The sequence below is a fragment of the Olivibacter sp. 47 genome (assembly GCF_030372825.1).
Taxonomy (GTDB): domain Bacteria; phylum Bacteroidota; class Bacteroidia; order Sphingobacteriales; family Sphingobacteriaceae; genus Olivibacter; species Olivibacter oleidegradans.
The window spans coordinates 586,987-608,769 of record NZ_JAUCNR010000001.1 but is presented as its reverse complement, the minus strand read 5'-3'; the positions used below and the strand labels follow the sequence as shown (position 1 = coordinate 608,769).

Here is a 21,783-nt window from a genome sequence, read left to right as displayed (position 1 = left end):
AACGTTTCCTGATCAAAAGTAAAGGGAACCCACTGTGCAGGAGGTTCCTTTTTTTATCTGCTTGGAACTAGTTGAGGTGTCGTAGTCGGTCCCTCTACTATCAATTTCCCGTCTTCTGTTATCTTCATTCTATCAATAAAAACAACACGTTCTTCACCCGTTGATAAGGTCCGCGCGTGATACACGCAGAACATTTCCTTTCCGTCTGGCGAGTAGGTCACACTATTATGACCGGTTCCTGTTACCACACCACCACGTTCGCTGTTCTTCTGCAATACAGGGTTATTAGCCGCTTTGGTAAATGGGCCGAGCGGACTTTTGGAAGTCGCGTATCCTACGGCATAATTCTTACCCCCAAAGTAATTGGCCGAGTACATCATATAATAAGTGTCTCCCTTCTTAAAAATAGCGGAGCCCTCTGTCCACCGGCGATTAACTTCCTTTGACGTAACCGAACGACTTTCCCACTCCGCCTGTTTATCGCTCATTTCTACAGGAGGTCTTAATAATAAGACGGGCTCGCCTATAACGCCGCTGAAATCAGGTTTCAACTCAACACCATACACCCAACTTTCCTCTATTGTATCAAACCATCCCTTTTTCTTAGCCCAGGTAGCTACTTCGCTTTCCACGGGATGCTTATAACAGCAGCGGGAATAATAAAGATAAATCTTACCGCTGTCATCAAAAAGTACATTCGCATCGATAATAGGGTATCCAGGATCAAAAATTGGTTTATCGGTTAAGTCAACAAATGGCCCCGTAGGCTTATCCGCCACAGCTACTCCAATGCGAAAATTTTCAACCTCCTTGCCAGGGTTATCGCTCCATTGAGCGGAGTAAAATAGGTAGAACTTGCCGTTATGCGCATATACTTCCGGTGCCCAGTAGGCTCCGTTCCAAGCGGCGGTAGAATCGCTCCAACCATTTGGGTTACCGGCATAAAATACTTGGCCTTCATCTTTCCAATTCACAAGGTCGGTCGAAGAATAAGCAGCAAATCCATTTTTTGCAACTCCACCCGTGCCGTACATATAATATTTGTCGCCCGATACGTGCAGTACGTAAGGGTCACCAAATGCAACCGGCAACGGGTTTTGATAGGTGTTTTGCGATTGAGCAAACAGCTGGTTATTAAAGGATAATGTTAGTGAAAAGAAAGTGAAAATGCTTATAATTCGTTTCATTGTTGGTCATTCGATGCCGACAAATATAAACGCAGGAAAGTATAAAAGAAAATAAAAAAACTGTTCTTCTATCGATTCGTTTGGAGAAAGACTTTGGAGAACACTTTTTACCCAATTTTTATGTGTAAAAAAAATGAACAGAATGAATAAAAAAGATGGACAATATTTCGCTTAATTTATAATTAAAGTTTCGCACCAGATCAGATGAATGTGTTCCATTCTACCTATTCATGTATATTAGAAAACCTTTCTTGCTTATTGTTTTGCTTACACGTATGTTGTACGTGTACTCCCAAGAAGAGGGATTTATTTTTCGAGATGCCAAGTTTCCCGAAAATTTGCAGAGCCAAGTTATTACGGATGTTATAAGAGACAGTGCGGGGCTTCTGTGGATGGCTACTAGCGGTGGATTATGTCGATACGACGGAAACGAAACTATCTTCCTGAATAATAAAAGTAAACCCGCTATTCCGAACAGTAGAATTAAGACCCTTTTTCCCGACAGGCAAAACAACCTTTGGATCGGAACTGAAAATGGCCTCGTACGCTTCGATTTGCGAAGTTGGGAAATGAATTTTGTAAAAAACCCGGAATTAGACCAATATGTTCATAAACCGGATATAGAGTGTATTGGGCAAGGGCGCAACGGCAATATATATGCAGGGTCGTTTGATGGTAGACTCTATCAGGTCAACGGTGATAGCCTAAAACTTCTGCTTGATATCAATCGGGATTATCCAAACCATTTCAACAAGCCTTCTATCGTTTCCATCTCAGAACCTTATGCCGGAGAACTTTGGGTATCCACGAAAGCAGGGAAAATGATCCGTCTCCGAATCCGGGAGGGTTATTTATCACCCCCGACATACTTTGGCTTACCTGAATTGAATAATACAGAGATTGAACAAGTGCACTTTCATCCCTCGGGAAAATGCTTGTTAAACATTAAAGATCGTGGTTTGTATCTTTTTGATACTCAAAACGGAACTTTTGACCAAATTCCGGCATTGGAAAGGAATCAGGTTGGTAAGGACGGTACCGTATATATGGCACCTTTCAATAATGATCACATCTTGATATTCACGAATAAAGCAAGTATCGGTAAAGAACAGCTGTTTACATATAACTTTCCGACCAACCATGTAAGCAAGCAAGAAATGACCTACCCCGACAACCTAAAAGATGATCATATCGTATGGTTTAAAAATTTAGGTAATAGCTTGTTGATGTCGCTTAACAATCATGTCTTAGAGTTATTGCCCACTAATCATCGATTTCATACGCTCCTTAGCAATGGTACGTCAATCAATAGTATACGAAGCATCTATAAGCACAGTGACGGCACGCTCTATGTCGGATCGTACAAAGATCGATTTATTGCCATAAACGAGCGGACCGGAGAAAAGGAAACACTCGGTGGGCAGTTTGTTTATCGGATACTTCCATGGAGTAAAGACACCTTATTATTAGGAACGGAAGGAAGTGGCTTGCTCTGGTTCGATCGAAAAAAAAACGACTTTCATCTATTAGGCTTAGTTTGGCGGCAAAAAGCGAAAAACTGCCAGTTGAAGCCATGACAACGTTGACGCGTGTTTCGCATGATTCTGTATGGGTAGGCACTTATGCAGGCTTATATATGGTTAATCCTTATTCAAAAACATACCGGGTAGTGAAACACCCTAAACTTGCACGATTAAAGATATTACATGTAACACCCGTTGGAAAAAAATTATGGATCGGTACGCCCGAAGGGCTATTTATCTGGGATTGCCAAACTAACAGCTTGCAAACAAATGCCTTGGGAAACGCAGTGTATTGTATTACGCCGGTAGATGATACGTTTTGGATAGGAACACATGGAGAAGGCGTTTGGATATTAGACGGGAATGGAGCGGTACGGCAGAAAATCACCAATGAAGATGGCTTGGCTGATGATATTGTGTATAGTATATTAACCAAGGCAGACCATGTCGCGGTAGCCACCCATAATGGTTTAAGTATGATTGACAAACAGACAAAGCAGATTGCTAATTACTCTCGACTGGATCGATTGCCAGCAAATGAATTTAATCAGGCGGCTGCTTTTCAGCAGGGCAATACCTTTTACTTGGGAACCATCAATGGTTTGCTTTATTTTAATGCGGAGGCGCCTCGTGTGCCGCAAGTAAGAAGATTAACGAAAACCACTCCCCTAAATATTACCAGCTTTACTACCGAGCGAGCAGGCCAGGGATTGGAACGGCATTACACCTTCCCGTATAAACAAGATAAAAGGCTTATAATAGAAGCTGGGACGCGCTATTTTACGATTGGCTTTGGCGGGGTGAGTGAGCTGGCCAAAGAGCTACAGTTTTTTTATCGATTGGATGGACACTTGGATTGGCTGCCTTTGGGGCGTCGGCAGGAAATTACCTTCGTTGAAACGCCGCCCGGCAGTTATCAGCTGCACCTTGCTTCTCGTCTGCCGGATGGGCGGTGGACTAACGCTAGCCTAATCGTGCCACTTCAAGTGAATCCCACCTTTTATCAAACAATTTGGTTTAAATGCCTGCTCGTATTGCTTTTCGCGATCATTATTTGGGCAATCTTTAAATATCGTGAATATATACAAATCAAAGAACGTCGTTTACGAATTAGCATCGCCAGCGATCTTCATGATGAGGTGGGAAGTTCTTTAACACGCATTTATTACCAAGCCGATTCGCTGAACAGCAAAATAAACGGGTGGAGTGGAGAAAATAAGCAATTGCAACAAATCGCAGATACTAGTAGGCAAGCCTTATCTACCATGAGCGACATGGTTTGGTCGATCGATTCGCGTTTTGATACAATAAAAGACCTGGTTATCCGTATGAAAGACTACCTGTATAAACTTCAGGAGGAGGTAGATTTTCAGTATAAGTTTGAGATTCGGGGAGCTTATGCCTCAAACGGCTTGTCACAAATTGTAAGGCAGAACCTTTTTCTTATTTTTAAAGAGGCTGTGACCAACGTGATCAAGTATGGCGATGGTTCAGAAGCAATCATCGAGCTGGTTATCGACAATACTATACACTTGTCGATTAAAAATACCTGTTCAAATCCTAAGGAATTATTTGTAAATCACCAAGGTGGACGCGGACTCCAAAATATGAAGGAGCGCGCTGCTAAAATGAATGCACAGTTGTCTATTGTTGAAGAGAATCAATATTTTCAGGTGCATATAATACTTATGTAGTTTAAAACTAATGCATGCACCCCCATTGGGGGGGATGTAGAACCAAAAATAATAAATAGTTTTAACGCATGATACGTTTAGGGATAATTGAGGATGACGAGCATATTCGTACAGCCCTGTTAAATTTTTTCAAAGAACAGCAAGGTTTTTCTTGTCTTTTAGCGGCGGGCTCGGTAGAAGACTTTATGAGTCAGTGGACAGACAATACTTATCTCGATGTGGTTTTGTCAGATATCGGGCTGCCTGGAGAATCCGGAATTAAAGGGATTTCCCGCATAAAAAAGAGAGCACCAAAATGTCAGGTAATTATGCTGACTGTTTATGATGACGCAAAAAGGGTTTTTCAAGCCTTGTGCAATGGCGCTTCCGGTTACCTCTTAAAGCAAACGCCTTTACAAAAAATCAAAGAGTCTGTTATTTCACTTTGCGATGGGGGAGCACCGATGTCGCCAGGTATTGCACGACTGGTGGTGGAGTATTTCAACCCCAGGGTGACGCCTGATCCAAAAGAAAAACTTACACCGAGAGAAGAGCAAGTCGTAAGTGCTATTGAGGAAGGACTAACTAATAAGGAAGTCGCACTGCGTTTGGATATTGCTGTAGAGACCGTTAAATATCATATTAAAAATATCTATCAAAAGCTAGAGGTCAATAGTAGACATGCATTGATCAGCCGAAAATTTAAATAGTTCATGTGTAAGAAGCTTTGTTTAATAAATTATGCCTTGTATCAGCTCCTACACTAAATAACAAGTATATCCAGGCTACGCTAGCTCCTCCTCTTAGCCACAGTGCACAACCCTTAATTTCCACACATGCGATCCCCCCCAAAGGAGGGATACAAAGTGAGCAAAATTTGTGTTCATTTTGTGCTGTTGTGGAAATTGTGTGAAATATTTCATATCCACAATAGCAGTCAATATACGTAACACATACTAAACTCAAAAATTATGGCAGCAGATCCTCTTTTAAGCGAAATAATGATATGGGCGCCCAATTTTGCCCCAAGGGGTTGGGCATTTTGTCAAGGGCAGCTCTTAGCCATCAGTTCAAACTCCGCACTGTTTGCACTGCTTGGAACTACTTATGGTGGGAATGGTACAACTACCTTTGCATTGCCGGACTTGCAAGGTCGCGCGGTAATTGGCCAAGGACAAAGTCCAGGCGGGTCCAATTATACGCTTGGACAAACAGCGGGCACAGAAACCATCACCTTGACATCGGCCCAAATGCCAATGCATACACATCAAGCAACGTTCACGCCAACTCCCGGGAGCGTTTCCGTTGGTGTTTCCACGAACCAAGCACAAACACATGTAGCCACATCTGGTAGCGTATTGGCAGCACCCTATGACCCCAATAACGCAGCATCATTAAATGGCTTTATCGATCAGGCAAATGCGGGCACTTTGGTCAATCTCGGTGGCGTATCAGCAACCGGTGGAGGAGACGTAGCTGTAGGATTCGCAGGCGGCAATATACCGTTCAACATCATGCAGCCTTATCAAGTACTCAATTTTGTAATTGCACTGCAAGGTGTATTTCCTTCGAGAGAATAATCCCCTTTTACCTTTGATATGCAAAAGTTAAAAATAGGATTCTTAATACCCTATTCAGGGGTGTTCAAAAATCTTCGCAATGATTTCAAGCAAGGTGTTATGCTTGCGTTGGCGCAAAGGACACCAAACTGCCGTATCGAAATTATTGAGGAGTTTATTCAAACCGGCGGTCAGTCCTTTGTCGAAAATGCACTAAATAAACTGGCTTTATTCGATCAAGTCGATATGATCATTGGTGTGGTAGGTACCAAGGTTACTCAAAACTGCTTAGAAATCATCAATAAATACCGTATACCCGTCGCGATAGCCAATTTAGGTGGTTTTGTTCCTACGTATCAATTCCGGTCAGATTATCTCTTTTATACGAGTCTCGATCTTTGGAAAAGCGAGTGGGTGATGGGGAAATGGGCGCAACGGGAATACGGCGCGGATCCATGTGTAAGCCTATCGTATTATGAGGCAGGGTATAATATGCACGAATGTTATCGTTATGGCTTACATGCGGCTGGAGCTAGCCACGTCAAGCTTAATTTTATAAATGGAATGACTTCCATGCCAAACACCCTGCTTCTCATCAATCAATTACAAATGTTGATGCCAAACCACACCCACGCCATGTTATCGGGAAAAGAAGGAGAGCAGTTTCTCCGCTATTATCAGGAAAGTAAGATATCCTCTCGCACCGCATTAAGTGTGGCTCCGTTTATGACGGATGAGTGCTTGGAAACAAGCGATCTATTCGTGACAAATCTAACCAGTGCTATAACCTGGACCTACACATTAGAAACAGGCGCTAATCAGGATTTTATACAGGCTTATGAGAGTAACTATGACGAGAAACCGATAGTGTATAGCATGCTTGGTTACGAAGTAGGCTTATGTCTTTCAAAAGCGATTCGTGGACATGAAGATAAGAAGATCACACGCGATTCATTGGCTAGTGTGCTGGCAGCGATCACCTGCCTCGGTCCACGAGGGGAAATCAACCTTAAAACGACGCCTTATCAGTCCAGTCACCCGGTATATGTCCGGCTCTCACAAATCAATCGTAAAACAGGCCTAGTAGAAAATAAGGTAATTGACCAGGATCCAGGTATCAGTTGGGAGCACCCTGAGATGCTGCAAGCGGCCTATCAAAATAGTTCCGGGTGGCAGAATCCTTACTTATGCGTCTAGTCGATATTTTAACAAGTATATATGAAATACTTTTACCCTACAAAATTTTTCAACTACCTAATAACGCTTTGCGGACTGTTATTCAGTGGTCTTATTGTACATGCACAAGTACTCAATTCCGGTGTTTATGACTGGGAGGGCTTTAATGCAGGAGAGGTTCACGCCATTAGCACAAATACGGCACCAGCCACCTGGGAGGTTGGTAATGGCTTTTCAGCCATTGCAACGGGAAATGGCAATGGTAGTCAAATCAGGGTGTTAATTGGCACTAGTTTAAGTACAAAAGTGTTACGTTATGATGCGTTGGCTGGCGCTACGCTTCATTCTGCCACTTTAAAAAGTACCTCTGGAGATAATTTTGGTATAAGGCAATTTAACATTTGGCCTACCCAAAATGAAACCCAGATGATTGAAATTTATGTAAAAAGAGATGGTGTTCTTATTGATACCATCCGGACTTACTATCAACCCACTATACCCATCCATAAAATTGCCATAAGTTCAAGCGACTATCCATTCTTGGCGAATATGGATGAGCTTGAAATAGTTGGTTTCAACATAGGTGTTATGTTGGATGATATTGAAGTAATGACTAATCAGGCTCCTGTCGCGATGGATGATGCCGTATCGGTAAGGGAAGATACACCCGGCACTGGGAATGTCTTGACGAATGATAGTGATCCGGAAGAGAACGCCCTGACCGCCTCTTTGGTGACGGCGCCCGTAAATGGCACGATCGTACTCAATGCGGATGGTAGCTTTACTTATACACCAAGTGCTAATTTTAATGGTTTGGATAGTTTACGATATCAGGTTTGCGATAATGGTACACCTTCTCGATGTGATACAGCATGGGCACACTTTCAAATTGAAGCGGTAAACGATGCACCGGTAATTGTGGGACTACCTGCCGATATTACCGTGCGAGAAGACGCTACCGAAGATGCATTGGATATTTCGTCGGCGACAATAATGGATGTTGATGCGGGTGTGGGACAAGTCTCCTTAACGTTGGACGCCACTGGCGGAATATTTGATATTGCAGCAGGAACTGGAATCTCCATAACGGGCCATTTGACTGGAAAGTTAACATTGACGGGAAATCTGATAGATCTTAATAATTACATCAATGTGCCTAGTAATATTTATTTCCGACCTGATCATAACCTGTCAGGCGACAATGCGGCTCTGGTAGAAGTTTCCATCAATGATAACGGTAACACCGGTTCAGGCGGTGCAAATAATGTAGTCGTTGGTACTATCAATATAGATATTACGCCGGTGAACGACGCTCCGATGGCTGTAGACGATGCTGTCAGTACAGCGAAAAACGTAGCAGCGATAGGGAATGTTTTGACGAATGATACAGACCCTGAAGGGAATGTGCTGACTGTCTCACTGGTGACGGCGCCGGTTAATGGAACGGTGGTATTGAATGCTAACGGCAGTTTCACGTACACACCAAACACTAATTTTGTCGGCTTAGACAGCCTGAACTATCAGGTATGCGATAATGGTAGCCCGTCCTTATGCGATACAGCGACTGTCAAGTTTACCGTAAATTCAACAAATGACGCTCCGGTTGCAGTTGATGATGAAATTATTGTAACTGAAAATGAACCTGCAACGGGTAACGTTTTGACGAACGATAACGATCCCGACGGGAATGCGTTGACTGCCTCACTGGTGACGGCGCCTGTGAATGGCACAGTCGTGCTGAATGCAGACGGCAGTTTTACCTACACGCCAAATTCAGACTTTTTCGGTCAAGATAGTGTAATCTATCAAGTATGTGATAATGGCTCGCCTTCACTTTGTGACACCGCAACGCTTAGAATAGCAGTAACTGCTGGAAACCCACGAATAAATATGGTAAATACAACTGCCTCAAACGGTTTGTATAAATTAGGAGATGAGATAAGTATCGTAGTTGTTTTTAATCAAATTGTCGTCGTTCAAGCGGCAGGGGGAAACCCCACGCTGACATTAAATACAGGTGTCGTGAACAGGGAGGCCGAATATGTTTCCGGATCGGGTACCGATGCCATAACATTTAATTACACGGTGCAAGCAGGTGATCTCAGTCATGACCTGGATTACCTATCAACCACCGCATTGAGACTCAATGGTGCGGTGATAAGAAACGGGGCTTTAGTTGATGCGGATCTCACATTGCCAAATACTGGTGGTCCAAACTCCCTTGCCGGTCAACATGATATTGTCGTTGATGGAGTTACTCCCGTTTCAACCTTGGTTATTGTACCAAATAATGGATATTATAGAATGGGAAGTTCACTAAACTTTACGGTGAATTTCAATGAGCCTGTTACCGTTAGTGGCAACCCTTACCTGAACCTAACTATTGGAGCAGCACTTGTTCAGGCGGCCTATGTTGCAGGTTCAGGAACTAGCACGCTTGCGTTTAGCTACGCCGTGCAAAGCGGAGACTTAGATTTAGATGGGATCACCTTGGCCGGAATTATCGGCAATGCAAGTGTTATGCAGGACGCTGCTGGCAATGAGGCTTCCGCTATGTTGAATAATGTACCGAGTACAGCAGGAATTTTCGTCAATACCATACAACCAAGCGTAACGCTTTCTACGGAGGCCAGTTCTCCAGTTAGTAGTCCTTTCACCGTAATTGCAACGTTCAGTGAAGCCGTTACTGGATTTACACTTGAGGATATTATAGGAAGCAATGCAACACTTAGTAACTTACAAACAAACGATAATATTTCTTATTCGTTCTTAGTGACACCCGCGGCGGGGGGAATTGTGCAGATCTACATACCAGCTGATATGGCGGTTAATGTCGGTAGCAATGGTAACCTAGCATCCAATACACTAAGTCTTCAGTATGCGACGATTATTACGGGCATAACCTTGGATGACGGGTCTTTTGTGTATGACGGCACCGCAAAATCGCTGGCTATCGCCGGCACCTTACCAGCGGGCACGAGTGTCAGTTATGAAAATAACAGTCGCACCGATGTAGGTACGCAGGAAGTAACGGCCACGATTAGCGGTGATAATTATGAAACACTGATATTAAAAGCAAACTTAACGATTACCAAAGCCGCTATCACAGGCATCAGTTTCCAAGATGGATCTTTTGTATACGACGGAACAGCAAAATCATTGGCCATCTCAGGTACCTTACCGGTGGGCACAAGCGTAAGCTATGAAAATAACAGTCGCACGGATGTAGGTACGCAGGAAGTGACGGCCACCATTAACGGTGATAATTACGAAACCCTGGTGCTGAAAGCAAACTTAACGATTAGCAAGGCCGCTATCACAGGCATCAGTTTCCAAGATGGATCTTTTGTATACGACGGAACCGCAAAATCACTGGCCATTTCGGGCACTTTACCAATGGGCACGACTGTCAGTTATGAAAATAACAGTCGCACGGATGTAGGTACACAGGAAGTAAGTGCTACGATTAGTGGTGATAATTATGAAACCTTGGTACTGAAAGCGCGCTTAACAATTACCAAGACCAACATTACGGGCGTAACGTTGGATGACGGATCTTTCGTTTATGACGGCACCGCAAAATCACTGGCCATCTCAGGTACCTTGCCAGCGGGCACGAGTGTCAGTTATGAAAATAACAGTCGCACGGATGTAGGAACACAGGAAGTGACGGCCACCATTAACGGTGATAATTACGAAACCCTGGTGCTGAAAGCAAACTTAACAATCAGCAAGGCCACCATTACAGGTGTAACGTTGGAAGACGGGGCTTTTGTGTATGACGGCACCGCAAAATCACTGGCTATATCGGGGACTTTGCCAGCGGGCACAAGTGTCAGTTATGAGCATAACAATCGCACGGATGTAGGAACACAGGAAGTGACGGCCACCATTAACGGTGATAATTACGAAACCCTGGTGCTGAAAGCAAACTTAACAATCAGCAAGGCCACCATTACTGGTATCACATTGGAAGATGCAAGTTTTGCCTACGATGGTAAGGCCAAGTCATTAGCAATAGCAGGTACTTTACCAGCAGGCACTACTGTTAGCTATGGAAACAATGGTCGCACAGATGTAGGTACACAAGAGGTAATAGCAACAATCAACGGAGCGAATTATACCGATCTAGTGTTGACCGCCAATCTGACAGTAACCAAGGCCGCTATCACCGGCATCAGTTTCCAAGATGGATCTTTTGTATACGACGGCACCGCAAAATCACTGGCCATCTCGGGGACTTTGCCAGTAGGCACAAGTGTCAGTTATGAGAATAACAATCGCACCGATGTTGGAATGCAGGAAGTAACCGCTAAGGTAAGCGGTAGCAATTATATCCCACTCACGCTAAAAGCAACCTTACAAATAAGGACTGTTGAGCGTAGTATCGATTTCGCGGAATTACCGGAAAAAACCTACGGCGATAACGATTTTAATGTACAGGCTACGGCTAATAGTGGGGAGGCGGTTAGTTACATTAGCAGTAATACCAACGTAGCGACAATCAGTGTCGACGGGCGTATCCATATTGTTGGCGCTGGTGAAACTATTATTACGGCCACCGTTCCGGATAACGCTAATTATAACAACAAGCCAACGGTAAGTAGGAAACTAATCGTTAAAAAAGCTTCGCAAGAAATTAGTTTCACGGAACTAGGAGAAGTAGCCCGTAACGTAGGCCGTCTCCCGTTAACGGTAAGTGCAAGCAGCTCCCTGCCGATTCGGCTAGAAGTAAGCGATCCACAGGTAGCAACTGTTTCCGGGACAACCCTTAATGTCCTTCGGTTAGGTACCGTAATGATAACGGCTTTCCAGGAAGGAGACGCCAACTATGAAGCCGCAAACCCTGTAAGCATCCGGGTGCAAGTAATAGATAAGGGAGCTGCGTTACCCATAAAAGTACACAAAGCGCTTTCACCAAATGGAGACGGTATCAATGATTTTCTGATGATCGAAGGAGTTAAAGACTATCCTGATAACAAACTTATCATTGTAGACCGGAACGGTATGCAAATCATAGAGATGAGCGGTTACAATAATGAAGACAAAGTGTTCCGAGGGCTTGGTCCTGGTAATAACCAGATTCCTCCAGGAACCTATTATTATCTCCTGGAAGTAAAAGTGGACGGAACTTGGAAGCATGAAAAAGGTTATTTCGTAGTCCGATATTAAGTGGTCATCAAAGATAGACGCCTTCTTTTTAAGAATGAAGGCAGCGAAAATATAAGCTAACATGAACAGTATAAAATTCATATCAGTTATTGCGGTCCTATTGCTGCACCTTACATTCGCAAAAGCTCAACAGGCTCCCACGTATAATCAATACGCTAATCAGCCAACCGCCTTGAATCCTACTGCAAGTTTGTTACGGCCAGATGGCGAGGTTGCTTTGTTGGGCCGCAAGCAATGGGTTAACCTAGAAGGTGCGCCAACTTCCTATTGGATGACTGCGCATGCACCTTGGCACAAATTTAATGCGGCGATAGGATTAAATGTGCGCCATGAAAGTCTGGCCATTGAAAACGCAACGGAATTAAGTGCCTTTCTGGCGAAGTCAGTTCGGCTTTCGGAGAACGAGTACTTGGCAATGTCCATGAGCTTAGGGGTCAGCTTTTATAACGGAAGTTTTAGTCAAGTAGATCCAAATGACCCTGCGTTTCGTTCTGATATTCGCGAAAGTACCGCTTTGATGGGTTTCGGTGTGTTGCTTTATCGGCCCGAAGGTTATTATGTCGGTCTTTCCATGCCAAGACTTGCCCTGTCAGATTTAGGATCTGGAGGCGATATAAATCGACAATATAATTTCAGCAATCAATATCACCTCATGGGCGGTGCTGTGCTTCGGCTTGATCAGAGTTTTGACATAAAACCCGCATTCCTGGCAAGTTATATTCCGGGAGTGCCCTTACAGGCAGATTTTTCTGCAATGATATACGTGCAGAAGAAGGCTGGTTTGGGGTTAAATGCTCGCACTAATAGTGATTTATCTGCCTTGCTTGAAATCATGGTGGGGCCATTGAAGCTGGGGTATAGTTATCAATTTAACTCCAATGATAATCCACTTAAACGAAGAATCGATAATGCCACTCACGAGGTCGGTTTAAGTTATCGATTTGGAAGTGGTAAAGCCGGTATTTTATAAGTTTATTGGAAGGTGGTCCTATTTACTCTAAAAATAAATGAACGATGGAATGAACACTTGTTATGATAGAGGAGGTATGATAAAACTTTGTTATATTTAGCGTATTATTCCATTCAACTCATGAAAATAGCGCTGGCGTCGCCATTTTTTCCTAAATCTCTTCGCGAGGGACTTGCTTCGTTACGTGTTTTAGCTGAATATGCTGGGCTGCAACAAGCAGAAGTGGTCTGTTTCCCTGAATCTTTCATCCCTGGTTATCCGGGAATGGGTTATTCAAAAGAAGATCGTACAGCTGACGCATTAAAGTGGGCGTTGGCAGAGGCTTGCGATATAGCTAAAAGAAATCATATCGCTATTATTCTTCCCATGGACTGGTATCTTGGATCACAAGTGTTTAATCTAGCTCATGTTATATCAAATAAAGGAGAATTGTTAGGTTATCAAACAAAAAATCAGTTAGATCCTACAGAAGATAATTTATGGACGGCAGGCGAGCAGCGGCAAATTTTTGAGCTGAACAAGGTCAAGTTTGGAATCACCATATGTCATGAAGGTTTTCGATATCCTGAGTCGGTACGGTGGGCTGCTCAACGAGGTGCACAGATCGTTTTTCACCCGCATTTTGTCGGCAGTAATGAAAAAGGAATGCTCCTCACCGAGTTCGGCGCTAAAGAAAATCCCTATTACGAAAAAGCAATGATGATGCGCGCCTTGGAAAACACCATTTACTTTGCCAGCGTCAATTATGCCGCTAAGTACCAAGAAGCGGCCAGTGCTGTCATAGCGCCCGACGGTTCTTGCTTAGCTAGGCAGAACTATGGAGAAAGCGGTGTGCTGATAGTCGATATTGACCTAAGTAAAGCTACCGGCACCTTGGCGAAGCGTTTTAAGCCAGCCTTAGTATATGAGAAGACGTTTTCGTAATAACAAAAGTAAGCTCGTCGTTATGCACGTTTAATTTTGATAGTTTTTTAATTGGCGTAAGCCCATCACTAAATTTAGTTATTAAAAAATGTAACTTTGGAAGAAGCCCTTTTGGCAGGATAAGCAATCTTTAGTATGCCATTCGAATATTTCAAACCTTGTGAAGAGCTGAAACCCTATATTCACTCTTACTGGACACTCAAAGGTACGAACGGAGCTTATGAAGTTTTTTATCCTGATACCTGTGTCGACATTGTTGTGAATATGGGTGATCGATTTGCAACAAGTCAGCAGAACATTGTATTAGAACCACAAACGGCCTATTTGGGAGGGGCATTAACAGAAGCGATATACGAAAAAGTTAGTTGATAATCAATTTTGTAAAAAAGAAGAAAGGAAATGGTTCGTTCGTACAAAATCTTGGTAGGATTGATTTTTACTTTTGCAATAGCGCATCTGCTATATCCACTTTTTGATCGCACCGGGTTAAGCTCAACCGCAAGTGTGATGTGGTTTCTTTCAGGCGGCTTGGCCATGTTTTTCAATGGCTGTATCAATCTAATTCACTTGGTGGAAAAAAACCGTTTTGCAAGGCTGATGAGTGTGGTAACAAACGCTGTCATGTTACTTTTTTTGATCATCCTGTGCATGGTGATTTCCGAAATACAGGTTTTCGTTTTAACCTTTGTTTTATTGTTAACTTTAATCGTGAGTGTAAGGTCTTCATGTCAAATATGATAAACAAGAGCTTAAAGCTCAATCGTTAATGCTGTTAGGTTCCTGCTTCTACCTTTGCATGACAGCGATAAATTGACCAATCGGTCTTCATACAAAGAGTATCCTACTGAATACGATACGCTTATGAACCTGTTTTTAATAGGTCCATAAATCTTCCGCATTCCGCATAATCCTTTATAATACGATTTCGTTCCTCTAAGAACCTGCGAAGATAGTTGTTGAGAATTAACCGGTCGAAAGACTTGCCAAAAACACCATAAGGAATACCATAATCAAAATGATCAATAACCGTAGTGAAATTGCCAACTGTTCTAAAAAAATGATCATGTTTGATGTAAGAAAACGGCCCTTTTAATTGCTCATCTCTGAAATGGAATGGACGTTCAAATGCTGTTATCTTCGAGGTCAGTTGCTGGCGTATTCCAAAATGCTTAGCTTGCCAGGTGACGGTTTCATTAAAGCCAATCAATCCACAAGTAGTACCGGCTATAGCCTTTTCATCAGTTCCTACGGTGGATATACAGTGTAAATCAATACTTCTCGACAAATCAAAGCAGATATCAATTTCCGCTCGAATATTAGTGGTTAATTCAATTACAGGCACAATTGGTTTATTAATGAAGTTAAACATGAAAGTGGTCATTATTGTCTATAGCTAAACCACTCCGTATATCCGTAAAGTTAATGATATCAACGTAAATCTATCGTAAAAATTATGTTAACCTCTGCGATACGAATCTGGTTAATACTTTTTTTTTACTCTCAATCGAGTTTACGGGGTAAATCTTTTTGCTATAACGGTTCTTAACTGCTCTCCATTTTCGTCTCCCCATCGTCCTAAGGTATCAATTACCGGGATCAAGCTCTTTCCGAATTCAGTAAGGCTATATTCAACTTTTGGCGGAACTACCGGGTAGATTTTCTTGCTTATAAGTTCATGCTCTTCCAATTCTTTCAATTGAATGTTCAACACCCTGCGCGAAGCATCCGGTATTTTGCGTTGTAATTCGCTTGGTCGTATATGACCTTCATTGATAAACCAAAGCAAGCGTATCTTCCACTTGCCGTATAATACTTCACCAACCAGGTCAAGTCCGCAATTTAAGTTAGGTATTATTTTTCTTTCGTACATGACACAAAAATAAGCCTATGTTCCTCGGCGTACAATAGGGGAATAATTTATCCCTATATGAATCGTAATGCCGTACTTGTAGGGACGTATCATACTTCTCAACTTTGCATTGAAAGTTATTGAACATGGAAAATTTAGATTATCAAAACGAACTATCAGGCAAGATTGCTTTGGTAACCGGCGGAACAAAAGGAGCAGGCAAAGCCATTGCTGAACGTTTAAACCAAGCGGGTGCAAAAGTAATCATCACGGCTAGAAACAGACCCGAATCACTCAATGAAGAGCAGTATTTTATTTCGGTAGATTTAAGTAAACCGGAGGGCGCTGCTAAAGTTGCGGCTGAAGTGTTTGAAAAATTCGGGAAACTCGATATCCTCGTAAACAATCTTGGAGGTTCCGAAACCCCGGGGGGGGGCTTTGTCGCATTAACTGACAGGGATTGGGAAGAGACGATACAAACCAATTTACTCGCTCCGGTTCGCTTAGATAAAGCGTTTCTACCGCAGATGCTTAACAACAAAAGCGGTGTAATTATTCACATCGCATCTATTCAAGGCAGGTTGCCGCTCTATGATTCCACTCTTCCGTATGCCGCTGCAAAAGCAGGCCTAATTAATTACAGCAAGGGGCTGTCAAAAGAAGTATCCGCTAAAGGTGTACGTGTGTTAACCGTTTCCCCGGGTTGGATAATGACAGAATCGTCAGCGCGAATGATGGAACGTATTGCTGAAAGCTCAAATATTTCCATCGAAGCAGCTACACAAAGTGTAATGGATGCGTTAGGTGGTATTCCTTATGGAAGACCAGCTCAACCTGAAGAGATTGCAGAATTGGTTGGTTTTCTTGTTTCTCCAAGAGCCGGCTATTTAACGGGTACAGAATACGTCATAGATGGGGGCACTATCCCAACCATATAATTGCAGCATGAAATTGCATCTAAAAGAAATACAAAAAATTAGTTAACCATAAATGATACGAATATGAAGCTACCTAAGGTTATAACCAAATTAGTTGAAGCACAAAATCAAGCCGACAGTGTTGCTTATGCTAACTGTTTTTCTGAAACTGCTACTGTCTTTGATGAAGGGAAAACGTATAAAGGAAAAACAGACATCGAACAATGGATTGCCAATGCTAATGAAAATTACAAACCCGTAATGCAGCCTCTTCACTTTGAAGAAAAAGAGACAACAAGTATTTTAAAAGCAGAAGTATCAGGAACCTTTCCCGGTAGCCCTGTCGTTTTAAACTATCATCTTGAAATCGCAGATGGACACATTCAGTCTTTAAAGATTACGACATAAAAAAGAACTGACAAAGGGCCTATTCCGTATCGTGCAGTAGAGACGCAGCCAATTGTTAGATGGCCGTAATGATTAATTCAATTGCCATCTAACAATAATTGGTTCTCGGTTGACACTATACCTGTGAATAAGGAGTTGGAATCAAAAAGCTATTGCTAATTTTAGAAATGGTATTCGCATACTGCGGATCTGCTAGTAATTTTTTCCATTCAGGGTCTGCCCCAAAAGCAGACCACCCCTTATCGCGTTCTTCCATGCTGTTGCACGTGAGCATATAAGTGATACGGGGTAGCCTGTCACCGGCAATCACTTCACCAAAGAATACAGGCATCAATTTGCGCGTTTAAAAATAGGAAATTCTCCATCATGGAACATCTTAATCTTTCTTCTTACGGCGTCTTCACTATAACCTTCATATGTTCTTAATTCAAATATCCGTGACTCACCTGAAGGGACAACCATTGTAGGAAATCCATCAAAGGCAACCATTAAAGACGACGTAAAGCGATTGTAGACAGGTTTATCAGCAGGTATACTGTTATATGCGGCGCTATTTTTAATATAATCGACGTCCGCTTTTACTTTTGCATTAACGGATTGATAATTATCGAGCGAAGAATAAGGCATCAATAAATAAATTTTGGCGGGATCCGATGGTCTCCATTCCTTAAAGACACCAACTTTTTTTACTCCATATTTATTCAATGCAGGAATAAGGGCTGTTTTGAAATAATTTTCCAGCTGACCTATATCAGAACCAAATCGCGCTTCATATTCGCGCCATTCGTATACTTCTTTTTGCGTCGGCGCTTTATCATTTGCCATTGTTGGGTTGATACTTACTGATGCACTTGCAGCAGCCACAAGCGAAGATTGGAGGAATTTCCTGCGTTCCATAACTGTTAATTCGGGTTTAATGTATAAATGCTAATGCATAAGATAAAGATATTCATACTCGGTCGACTTCCAAAATCTTTCAATAAAATATTGGGTGTAATCAGTCCTGTCCATTTTGTCCGATACTCTTATTCAATTCATAACTATCCTTAATAACAGCTTCGTTAATTTCCTTAATGCGCTCTAGTTGCATTTTTTCCACTTTTCTATCATAAGTCAACACACCGTTCACTTCATGTTCCACATCCGTTGTTTGCGTATATATGGCCACACTGAGCCCCTTATACTTCATGAGCTGATCTACTTGCTCTAGAAGTAGTATATAACGGTCCGTGAGCGCTGTCTGCGTAGGCTCATAAGCATAGGCATTATTTTCTACGGGCCACATATGGCCTCGGGTGTATAATCCCACACCCCCAAATTCACCTAAAGAGGCTGCCCGCGCGCTGTCAGGCACCGAAGCGCCGTAAGGTCCCACATAGATGTGTGTATCCACAAAGTCCCCATTGCCCGGGTCGCCGTAAGCCTTCTGATAGCTGGGATTATTATTAAAGCCGGAGTTCCCATTAACCAGTCGCGACGGATCGTATTGTTTCACCCAATCCGTGATGTTTTTTACGTCAAAGGCTCCCCAGTTTTCATTGAAGGGAACCCAGGCGATGATAGATGGCGAATTATAGTGATCATCAATTATTGCCTTCAGTTCCTTTCGGAACATTTCCCGGTATATCGTCGTATCTTCGTTAGGATACCAAATGGCAGGCATATCTTGCCAAACCAGCAATCCCAATTTATCCGTCCAATAGTAAAAACGCTGCGGTTCCGTTTTCATATGCTTTCTAATCAGGTTGTATCCTGCCTTTTTCGTATACTCGATGTCGGATTTTAAGGCTTCCTCAGTCGGCGCCGTTAATATCCCATCCGGCCAATAACCCTGATCCAACAACCCCAGTTGCATCACAAACTTTCCATTCAGAAGCGGTCTTACCACACCATTTATTTTGCACAGTTTAATATCCCGCATAGCAAAATAGCTCGTTACTTCGTCGGAGATACCACCATCTTTACCATAAAGACTTAACTTTAGGTCATAGAGAAAAGGGCTGTCTGGCGACCAGAGCTTCGGATTTTTATGGGCAGGTAAAAATACGAACCACTCACTCCATCACTCTTGGTAATCAGTTGTTTACCATCATAAGCAGCCGCGGATATCTTTTTGGCTCCATCACTTTCTACAAATATTTTTAGTCGTCCATGGTCAAGCTCCGGAAGTAAACGAATACCCTGTATAAAGTGTTTATTTACCGGTTCGAGCCATACCGTCTGCCAGATACCGGAGGTGAAGGTATAATCGCCCCGCGGACCGTTTTTGCCTGATGGTGTTTTACCATCATTTAAATCCTTAGCTGCTACAATGAGGGTGTTTTTGCCGTTTTTTAGGAAAGGAGTAATATTTATAGAGAACGCATCATAACCTCCTGCATGGCTGCCGGCTTGCTCTCCATTTACAAAGATGGTTGCATCATGATCCACCGCACCAAAATGAAGAATGATCTGTTTGTTTTTCCAGGCAGCAGGTACTTCAAAAATCCGCCTATACCACATGTTTATTTCCTGTTTCCGTTGTATGCCCGACAAAAACGATTCCGGGCAGTAAGGAACAAGAATTTTCTCCGCTACGTTATCAAAAACGGCCGGTTTTTGTGGCTGAAAAGCGTCCGGAGCATCCTTTCCCCCGAGATAATCCCACTTGCCATTAAGACATAACCATTCCGCTCGCTGCAATTGCGGTCGAGGGTATTCCGCTAAAGGGACTTCCGCCCGGCTTGCCGTTTCGGTCCACGGAGTAGGCAATTGAGCCACTTGACCCCTAAGGGGATAGGCATTGACAAAGAGAAGTAAGAAGTAGATAAAGTATTGGTAAGTCGTCATAGTAATACAAGATTATACATTTTTTTCAGTTGGTGGCTTGGTCTTTAGTCCAAAGCCCCCAAAAAATCATGTAACTGAATACGGTAAGTTGTCTAATTGCTAAAAAGCTCTGGATAGTATTTTTTAATCAACTGCTGATCATTCGTAGCCAATTCGCTCAGTTGTTTAGGCTTATCCTGGGGCCTTAAACCTTTTTGGTTCAGCACATTCATCAGACTCCAGTCTTTACCTGGTTTGTTTGGCGAGGGGTCTGCCGGCTCCCGTGCAGAAAGGTCATATCGTGTAAAATCAATAACATAGGTAGGGGACTCCTTTTTATGCCAATTACGGAGTAAAGCCAAACGAAATGATTTATTCATAAACCATTTAATTTCCAGGTTATTATAAGAATCACCTAATCCAGAACCCTTTTCTATAAATCGATAATTCCAATCCTCATTTGAGGCATGCTCCTTTCTCCAGAGATTACCAAATTCGCCGAAACTGGTAAAGTGCGTATCCGGCCAACGCTTTTTTGTATCCGTTACCCATTTTTCCATCGCCTCACAGATAAACTCCCGCCCAAATTCATGCACCATTTGCGCCTCCCAAATGTTGGTTACCCAGCCAAATCCATTTAACTCCATGCCTTTGTCAAAATGAATAGCCTGCGTATGCATGACTTCCCGGTGTCCGAGGTCTAAACCCCAGCCTTTATAAGTCTCAATAGGACCTACACCTCGGCGACTGTTATAGCCGGTTATTTCGTGACCATTGGCACCGCTCTGGCGGGCACAGATAAAGTCTACCGTCCAGCCATCCAAGTTTACACAATCAATAAAATCAGCCTTCCCCTGCGCGGGTTTGCAAAAGTGCTCTGTAGAAGGATAAAAAGGATAGGAAGGTGAACCATCCGCTCCACCGCCATCAATATTGTGCTGGCTCCATATCACAGCATGCGCCACATGAATATTTTCCTTTTCTGCAAGGTATTTAAGGTTGTCTGCCGATAAAAATCCGCCCATGATTGATTGTGGACGATAACCATTTCCTACCATATTGGAAATGAGTGTTAGCGCCTCCGATATTTCGCGATTTACCCGCTCACGTGGCAGATACATAGCGGGGAAATAACCTGGAAAGTATGATACTTCATCACCATACTTTTTATGACAGTCGACTACATAATCACGTATTCGCTTAAAATTTTCGCGTTGGTCTTCCAAGGCATTTAATGTAAATCCCCAAGTCAAACGGCCATCGGAATTGTTCTTTGCAAAGGCTTCCCGTAAAGCGCGCACACCCTCTAAGGTATGCCAATCTCCCTCATCACGTGGATGCAATTTGACATCACGTGACACCTCCCAGGGGGTAGTGCGTATCATGATGCATAAGGTGACAAAGCGATTGCCTTTTAGCTGAAGCGCGGTATCAGAAGAAGCTATTTGTGCGTTTGCTCCTAAATTAATGAACACAAGAGCGACTCCTAAAAGAAAATATTTTAAAGAACTTAGTCGAAATACTATAAAGGTAATTTTCATTAACGTAATTATTTTATTCTTTGTGTCTGTTTCTAACAATATTCATGCTGCCTTTGGCATGAACTCGTTTCACTCA

Annotated in this window: 19 protein-coding genes; 11 read left to right on the top strand and 8 right to left on the bottom strand. The window is 42.8% G+C overall.

Going from position 1 to position 21,783, the window contains the following annotated elements; all coding sequences use genetic code 11:
- Positions 1 to 53: 53 nt before the first annotated feature.
- Entirely contained in the window at positions 54 to 1,187 is a 1,134-nt protein-coding gene (locus QT327_RS02630) for a glycoside hydrolase family 43 protein (protein WP_130858380.1), read from the bottom strand.
- A 230-nt stretch (positions 1,188 to 1,417) separates the two neighbouring features.
- Between QT327_RS02630 and QT327_RS02625 the strand changes: the two genes are divergently transcribed.
- From QT327_RS02625 to QT327_RS02585, 9 genes are all read left to right on the top strand, one after another.
- Positions 1,418 to 2,764: a ligand-binding sensor domain-containing protein gene (locus QT327_RS02625; RefSeq protein WP_289551951.1), complete on the top strand. Its 1,347-nt coding sequence runs from the start codon at positions 1,418 to 1,420 to the stop codon at positions 2,762 to 2,764.
- Positions 2,761 to 4,404 carry a sensor histidine kinase gene (locus tag QT327_RS02620; protein WP_289551950.1) on the top strand — a complete coding sequence of 548 codons (1,644 nt, stop codon included), beginning with the start codon at positions 2,761 to 2,763 and terminating at the stop codon, positions 4,402 to 4,404. The genes QT327_RS02625 and QT327_RS02620 overlap by 4 nt, the downstream gene beginning before the upstream one ends.
- A 68-nt stretch (positions 4,405 to 4,472) precedes the next feature.
- Positions 4,473 to 5,093 (top strand): response regulator transcription factor, encoded by a 621-nt coding sequence (locus tag QT327_RS02615; RefSeq protein WP_289551949.1) that lies wholly within the window; start codon positions 4,473 to 4,475, stop codon positions 5,091 to 5,093.
- A 261-nt stretch (positions 5,094 to 5,354) separates the two neighbouring features.
- Entirely contained in the window at positions 5,355 to 5,963 is a 609-nt protein-coding gene (locus tag QT327_RS02610; RefSeq protein ID WP_149105949.1) for a phage tail protein, read from the top strand.
- An 18-nt stretch (positions 5,964 to 5,981) separates the two neighbouring features.
- Positions 5,982 to 7,139: an ABC transporter substrate-binding protein gene (locus QT327_RS02605; protein WP_289551948.1), complete on the top strand. Its 1,158-nt coding sequence runs from the start codon at positions 5,982 to 5,984 to the stop codon at positions 7,137 to 7,139.
- Positions 7,140 to 7,160: 21 nt separating this feature from the next.
- Entirely contained in the window at positions 7,161 to 12,290 is a 5,130-nt protein-coding gene (locus QT327_RS02600; protein WP_289551947.1) for an Ig-like domain-containing protein, read from the top strand.
- Between the two features lie 61 nt (positions 12,291 to 12,351).
- Positions 12,352 to 13,260 carry a PorP/SprF family type IX secretion system membrane protein gene (locus QT327_RS02595; RefSeq protein WP_149105946.1) on the top strand — a complete coding sequence of 303 codons (909 nt, stop codon included), beginning with the start codon at positions 12,352 to 12,354 and terminating at the stop codon, positions 13,258 to 13,260.
- Between the two features lie 120 nt (positions 13,261 to 13,380).
- Entirely contained in the window at positions 13,381 to 14,184 is an 804-nt protein-coding gene (locus QT327_RS02590) for a carbon-nitrogen hydrolase family protein (protein WP_149105945.1), read from the top strand.
- A 135-nt stretch (positions 14,185 to 14,319) separates the two neighbouring features.
- Positions 14,320 to 14,553 carry a DUF6597 domain-containing transcriptional factor gene (locus QT327_RS02585; protein WP_149105944.1) on the top strand — a complete coding sequence of 78 codons (234 nt, stop codon included), beginning with the start codon at positions 14,320 to 14,322 and terminating at the stop codon, positions 14,551 to 14,553.
- Between the two features lie 490 nt (positions 14,554 to 15,043).
- On the opposite strand, the gene QT327_RS02580 is transcribed toward QT327_RS02585, so the two are convergent.
- Together QT327_RS02580 and QT327_RS02575 are read right to left on the bottom strand one after the other, a co-directional pair.
- A complete protein-coding gene (locus QT327_RS02580; RefSeq protein ID WP_149105943.1) occupies positions 15,044 to 15,553 on the bottom strand; it encodes an SRPBCC family protein in 510 nt (169 codons plus the stop codon).
- A gap of 141 nt (positions 15,554 to 15,694) precedes the next feature.
- Positions 15,695 to 16,054: a winged helix-turn-helix transcriptional regulator gene (locus QT327_RS02575; RefSeq protein ID WP_013667682.1), complete on the bottom strand. Its 360-nt coding sequence runs from the start codon at positions 16,052 to 16,054 to the stop codon at positions 15,695 to 15,697.
- A 125-nt stretch (positions 16,055 to 16,179) separates the two neighbouring features.
- Between QT327_RS02575 and QT327_RS02570 the strand changes: the two genes are divergently transcribed.
- Both QT327_RS02570 and QT327_RS02565 read left to right on the top strand, forming a co-directional pair.
- A complete protein-coding gene (locus tag QT327_RS02570) occupies positions 16,180 to 16,971 on the top strand; it encodes an SDR family oxidoreductase (RefSeq protein WP_289551946.1) in 792 nt (263 codons plus the stop codon).
- 63 nt (positions 16,972 to 17,034) lie between these two features.
- Complete coding sequence (locus QT327_RS02565; protein WP_149105941.1) at positions 17,035 to 17,358, top strand: nuclear transport factor 2 family protein; 324 nt, start codon at positions 17,035 to 17,037, stop codon at positions 17,356 to 17,358.
- A 115-nt stretch (positions 17,359 to 17,473) separates the two neighbouring features.
- On the opposite strand, the gene QT327_RS02560 is transcribed toward QT327_RS02565, so the two are convergent.
- The 5 genes from QT327_RS02560 to QT327_RS02540 form a co-directional block, all read right to left on the bottom strand.
- Positions 17,474 to 17,689 (bottom strand): NIPSNAP family protein, encoded by a 216-nt coding sequence (locus tag QT327_RS02560; protein ID WP_289551944.1) that lies wholly within the window; start codon positions 17,687 to 17,689, stop codon positions 17,474 to 17,476.
- A complete protein-coding gene (locus QT327_RS02555) occupies positions 17,689 to 18,255 on the bottom strand; it encodes an NIPSNAP family containing protein (RefSeq protein ID WP_289551942.1) in 567 nt (188 codons plus the stop codon). The genes QT327_RS02560 and QT327_RS02555 overlap by 1 nt, the downstream gene beginning before the upstream one ends.
- 100 nt (positions 18,256 to 18,355) lie before the next feature.
- The gene (locus QT327_RS02550) at positions 18,356 to 19,279 is read right to left on the bottom strand and encodes a glycoside hydrolase family 2 TIM barrel-domain containing protein (RefSeq protein WP_289551940.1); all 924 of its coding nucleotides are present in this window, start codon (positions 19,277 to 19,279) and stop codon (positions 18,356 to 18,358) included.
- Between the two features lie 59 nt (positions 19,280 to 19,338).
- Entirely contained in the window at positions 19,339 to 20,187 is an 849-nt protein-coding gene (locus QT327_RS02545) for a sugar-binding domain-containing protein (protein ID WP_289551939.1), read from the bottom strand.
- Between the two features lie 92 nt (positions 20,188 to 20,279).
- Complete coding sequence (locus QT327_RS02540; protein ID WP_289551937.1) at positions 20,280 to 21,707, bottom strand: DUF3863 domain-containing protein; 1,428 nt, start codon at positions 21,705 to 21,707, stop codon at positions 20,280 to 20,282.
- Between the last annotated feature and the right edge of the window lie 76 nt (positions 21,708 to 21,783).

Bases quoted from the DNA above. Each gene is read 5' to 3' on its own strand.
- QT327_RS02550 (WP_289551940.1), bottom strand. From the start codon at position 19,279: ATGCGGGATATTAAACTGTGCAAAATAAATGGTGTGGTAAGACCGCTT.
- QT327_RS02615 (WP_289551949.1), top strand. From the start codon at position 4,473: ATGATACGTTTAGGGATAATTGAGGATGACGAGCATATTCGTACAGCC.
- QT327_RS02540 (WP_289551937.1), bottom strand. From the start codon at position 21,707: ATGAAAATTACCTTTATAGTATTTCGACTAAGTTCTTTAAAATATTTT.
- QT327_RS02565 (WP_149105941.1), top strand. From the start codon at position 17,035: ATGAAGCTACCTAAGGTTATAACCAAATTAGTTGAAGCACAAAATCAA.
- QT327_RS02620 (WP_289551950.1), top strand. From the start codon at position 2,761: ATGACAACGTTGACGCGTGTTTCGCATGATTCTGTATGGGTAGGCACT.
- QT327_RS02545 (WP_289551939.1), bottom strand. From the start codon at position 20,187: ATGACGACTTACCAATACTTTATCTACTTCTTACTTCTCTTTGTCAAT.
- QT327_RS02605 (WP_289551948.1), top strand. From the start codon at position 5,982: ATGCAAAAGTTAAAAATAGGATTCTTAATACCCTATTCAGGGGTGTTC.
- QT327_RS02625 (WP_289551951.1), top strand. From the start codon at position 1,418: ATGTATATTAGAAAACCTTTCTTGCTTATTGTTTTGCTTACACGTATG.
- QT327_RS02580 (WP_149105943.1), bottom strand. From the start codon at position 15,553: ATGTTTAACTTCATTAATAAACCAATTGTGCCTGTAATTGAATTAACC.
- QT327_RS02585 (WP_149105944.1), top strand. From the start codon at position 14,320: ATGCCATTCGAATATTTCAAACCTTGTGAAGAGCTGAAACCCTATATT.
- QT327_RS02610 (WP_149105949.1), top strand. From the start codon at position 5,355: ATGGCAGCAGATCCTCTTTTAAGCGAAATAATGATATGGGCGCCCAAT.
- QT327_RS02560 (WP_289551944.1), bottom strand. From the start codon at position 17,689: ATGCCTGTATTCTTTGGTGAAGTGATTGCCGGTGACAGGCTACCCCGT.
- QT327_RS02555 (WP_289551942.1), bottom strand. From the start codon at position 18,255: ATGGAACGCAGGAAATTCCTCCAATCTTCGCTTGTGGCTGCTGCAAGT.
- QT327_RS02630 (WP_130858380.1), bottom strand. From the start codon at position 1,187: ATGAAACGAATTATAAGCATTTTCACTTTCTTTTCACTAACATTATCC.
- QT327_RS02595 (WP_149105946.1), top strand. From the start codon at position 12,352: ATGAACAGTATAAAATTCATATCAGTTATTGCGGTCCTATTGCTGCAC.
- QT327_RS02600 (WP_289551947.1), top strand. From the start codon at position 7,161: ATGAAATACTTTTACCCTACAAAATTTTTCAACTACCTAATAACGCTT.
- QT327_RS02575 (WP_013667682.1), bottom strand. From the start codon at position 16,054: ATGTACGAAAGAAAAATAATACCTAACTTAAATTGCGGACTTGACCTG.
- QT327_RS02570 (WP_289551946.1), top strand. From the start codon at position 16,180: ATGGAAAATTTAGATTATCAAAACGAACTATCAGGCAAGATTGCTTTG.
- QT327_RS02590 (WP_149105945.1), top strand. From the start codon at position 13,381: ATGAAAATAGCGCTGGCGTCGCCATTTTTTCCTAAATCTCTTCGCGAG.